The organism is Methylobacterium sp. J-092, assembly GCF_022829325.1.
In the GTDB taxonomy this organism is placed as follows: domain Bacteria; phylum Pseudomonadota; class Alphaproteobacteria; order Rhizobiales; family Beijerinckiaceae; genus Methylobacterium.
Genome location: NZ_JAKSXU010000100.1, coordinates 1 through 3,337, shown reverse-complemented (window position 1 = coordinate 3,337; position 3,337 = coordinate 1). Strand labels below are relative to the sequence as shown.

At 67.8% G+C, this 3,337-nt stretch carries 4 protein-coding genes; 1 reads left to right on the top strand and 3 read right to left on the bottom strand.

The features are described 5' to 3' along the window. Positions 1 to 164: 164 nt before the first annotated feature. From MKK60_RS11410 to MKK60_RS11400, 3 genes are all read right to left on the bottom strand, one after another. Positions 165 to 425 (bottom strand): GlsB/YeaQ/YmgE family stress response membrane protein, encoded by a 261-nt coding sequence (locus tag MKK60_RS11410; protein ID WP_243952790.1) that lies wholly within the window; start codon positions 423 to 425, stop codon positions 165 to 167. A gap of 255 nt (positions 426 to 680) precedes the next feature. After that, positions 681 to 842: a hypothetical protein gene (locus MKK60_RS11405; protein WP_243985834.1), complete on the bottom strand. Its 162-nt coding sequence runs from the start codon at positions 840 to 842 to the stop codon at positions 681 to 683. 104 nt (positions 843 to 946) lie between these two features. Next, positions 947 to 2,509 carry a helix-turn-helix transcriptional regulator gene (locus MKK60_RS11400; RefSeq protein ID WP_279604065.1) on the bottom strand — a complete coding sequence of 521 codons (1,563 nt, stop codon included), beginning with the start codon at positions 2,507 to 2,509 and terminating at the stop codon, positions 947 to 949. A 195-nt stretch (positions 2,510 to 2,704) separates the two neighbouring features. Here MKK60_RS11400 and MKK60_RS11395 point away from each other — a divergent pair. Next, a partial coding sequence (locus MKK60_RS11395) for an AI-2E family transporter (protein ID WP_243985832.1) occupies positions 2,705 to 3,337 on the top strand: 633 nt, incomplete at its 3' end.

Sequence of the window (3,337 nt, the reverse complement as noted above, 5' to 3'; positions counted from 1 at the left end):
TCGTGCGCATGTCCTCGGCCGGGGTGGCGAGGCTGGTGGTCGGTAGGTCGCGGTCGTAGGCCGGACGGGTGGTATCGGGGGACAACGCCATCGTGGAAACTCTTTCGTCGGGAGTGGTCGGGTCGGTCTTCGGCCGAGGGTTGGCGGAAGCGGGGTATGCCGGCTCAGAGGACCCGGCGGCGGCCCATCAGGGCGTGGTAGAGCCACAGCACCACCACCGCGCCGACGACGGCGACGAGCAGACTGTAGAGGTTCACTCCGGACACCCCGGGCTGGCCGAACTGGTTGAACAGGAAGCCGCCGACGACGGCGCCGACGACGCCGAGCAGGATGTCGACGAGCAGGCCCTGGCCGGTGTTGTTAACGATCTTGCTGCCGATGAAGCCGGCGATCAGGCCGAGGACGATCCAGGCGAGGAGGGACATGGGTGGTCTCCGGGCATGCGGGGTCGGGCGGTGCCGAGGCCACGCGGGGACGTTTCGGGGTTTGGGTGTCTCTCGGGCTTCGCGGTCGTGGAACGACGGTTGCACGTCGTTGAACCGGCCGGTCGTCGTCCGTTCGGCGGACGGTCCCGATACGCGACAAGCGCCTCGGGACCGCGATGTTCCGCCGATTAACATAGTTCGTCCGGATCACTCCCGACGGGGACTTCGGTTACGGCGAAATGAATTGCGGGCAATTCAGCGGCCAGCTAATTTTGGCCTTGGGTCTTTTGCGGCTTTGTTCTTCTCTTCGAGCGGTTCCAGCCCGGCGTCAGGTCCCGGGTCTCCGGTTAGCTTCCTCAACGCGTCCCGCACCGAGGCTTTGACCTGTTCGAGCGTCTGCTTGGGTTCCTTCGCCATTCGGTCCCTGATCGACGCCCAGGCTGCGTCGTAGGTTGAGGTGGCGTGCGACGCGGCCCGTACAAATCGTCGAAACGTACCGGTTCGGATGTTTTATGTACCGGTCAGGCTGCCGGGAAGCCGTGGTCGCGTCCCCAGAGCACGGCTTGGGTGCGGCGGTTGACGCCGATCTTCCGGTAGAGCGCGGCGGCGTGGTTGCGCACCGTGCTGCCTGATAATGCGAGGGCCTGGCCGATGGCCTTGTCGCTCACTCCCCGACAGATCAGGTCGAGCACCTGACGCTCGCGGGCGGTAAGGTCCGGCATCACCGGCTTCCCTGCCTCGCCGGGATTGCGCAGGACCGAGAGCTTCTCGACCAGGCCGCGGCTGAACCACGAGGCGTCGGTCATCACCGTTTCGATGGCCGAGTACAGCTCGCGTTCGGACCGCTTACGTTCGGTGATGTCCTGCAGGACCGCCAACACGGCGTCCTGCCCGTTGATCACGATGCGCTCGGCCGAGACCAGGCAATCGAGGGCCGTCCCGCTCCCGTCGCGCACGCAGGTCTCGACGCCGAGCGCCGACCCTTCCCGCGCCAAGGCCGTCTCGAAGCGTTCGCGCGCGGCGTCGTCGACCCAAAGCCGGGTCTCCGCGACCGTCCGCCCCATGGTTTCCTTCTCGCCACGCCCGAACACCCGGACGAACGCCTCGTTGACGGCGGTGACGGTGTGGTCGCAGGCCCGGGTCAGCACGGTCGGGACCGGGGTGAGCCTGAACGCCTTGGCGAAGCGCTCCTCGCTGTGGCGCAGCGCCGTCTCCGCCATTCGGCGCGGTTCGAGATCGGCGAAGGTGAACAGCATGCAGGCGACGTCGCCCATCTCAATGGGCTGGCCCGCGACGATGACCGCGTGCGTCCCGCCGCCCGGGCGCTTCAGGAGTGCCTCCCGGTGCGGGATCGGCTCGCCCGCGTTGAGGTGTTCGAGCGCCTTCTCGCGGCCATGCGCCTCGGCAAGGAGGTCGACCTCGTACACGCTTCGCCCAAGGACCTTGTCGCGGGCGTATCCGGTGATCTCTAGGAACCCGGCGTTCACGCGGACCAGGCGCAGGTCGGACAGGCGCACGATCACGGCCGGGGCCGGGTTGGCGTTGAAGGCGCTCTCGAACCGCTCCTCGGCCTCGAACTGTGCCGAGATGTCCTTGATGATCAGGGCGAGGAAGGTCGGGCGGCCGCCCGTATCGGTGACGACCAGGCTGCGCAGGGAATGCACGAAGTCGACGCCCGGACGGTCGGCATGCCGGACCTCGACGACCACGTCCCGGAAGGTCTCGCCATCGACGACGCGTTCGATGGGATAGCGACCGGGCGCCTGGTTGTTGCGGTAGCGCAAGCTGAAGCGTGCCCGGTAGACATCCACCGTGGAACCTAGGTCGTCGAGGCTCGCAACGCCGTGCATCGCCAGGGCCGCGTCGTTAGCCCATGCGATGCGTTGGTCCGGCTCGACGAGGATCACGCCCTCGCTCATCCCGGCGACGAGTTGACGGAGCTCGGAGCGGTTGGCGTCGGTGGCGACTGGTCCCTGCTCACGGCCGTGGCCGCCCTCCGTCCGTACCGTCGACGGTTCGGGATCGCGACCGGGCGGGCGTCGGACCTTACGCGACGATGCCGAAGGGGTGGCCTTGGCCTTCATGATCGCCCCCCGGGGATGACCTCGCGTACGACGACGTCGGGCCAAGGTCGGGAGCGTAACACGCCGGATGAGAGGTGTCCCCACCCAGGCACCGGACGATCGCCCGCAAGGGATACGGGATTCCCGGGACCAATCGCTCCGGGCGACGTTATCGGGCGGTGCGCCGTACGGAACGGGCGTGCCGAGGGATGGCGTATGCCGAACGATGATGCCGTAGCACTGCGTCCGGCCGCCCAGGTGCCGCCACCACTGGTGCCGGGCCTGCGCGGCCTGCTGACGCTGGCCGTCGGCGTGGTCATGATTGCGGCACTGTACTTCGGCCGCGAGGTGTTCATCCCCCTCGTTCTGGCAGTCCTCCTGAGCTTTGTGCTGGCGCCGGTTGTGAATCTGCTGCGGCGGATCAAGCTCGGGCGTGTCCCCTCTGTTATCGTCGCCGTCTTGCTGGCGCTCGGCGTCATCGGCGGCATCGGTGCGCTCATCGGCACGCAGGTGGCGGGGCTCGCCGGCAACCTTCCGCAGTACCAGGCCACGGTCTCGAAGAAGTTCGCGGGGCTGCAGCAGGGCTGGCTCGGCGAGGCCAACAAGGTCATCCAGAAGTTCAGCCACGAGGTCCACGACGCGACGCAGAAGGCGGACGCGTCGGGAACCACGGCCGCGACGGGGGCCGCAGGCGATACGCCCAAGGCGCAGTTGGTCCGCGTCCAGGACCCGGAGATCTCCCCCCTCGCACTCGCCGAGAAGGTGCTCGGTCCGATCTTCGAGCCGCTGACCACGGTCGGCATCGTGCTGGTCGTCGTGGTGTTCCTGCTCCTGCAGCGCGAGGACCTG

Excerpts from the sequence above, each read along its gene's own strand:
- MKK60_RS11400 (WP_279604065.1), bottom strand. The coding sequence starts at position 2,509 with ATGAAGGCCAAGGCCACCCCTTCGGCATCGTCGCGTAAGGTCCGACGC.
- MKK60_RS11410 (WP_243952790.1), bottom strand. The coding sequence starts at position 425 with ATGTCCCTCCTCGCCTGGATCGTCCTCGGCCTGATCGCCGGCTTCATC.
- MKK60_RS11405 (WP_243985834.1), bottom strand. The coding sequence starts at position 842 with ATGGCGAAGGAACCCAAGCAGACGCTCGAACAGGTCAAAGCCTCGGTG.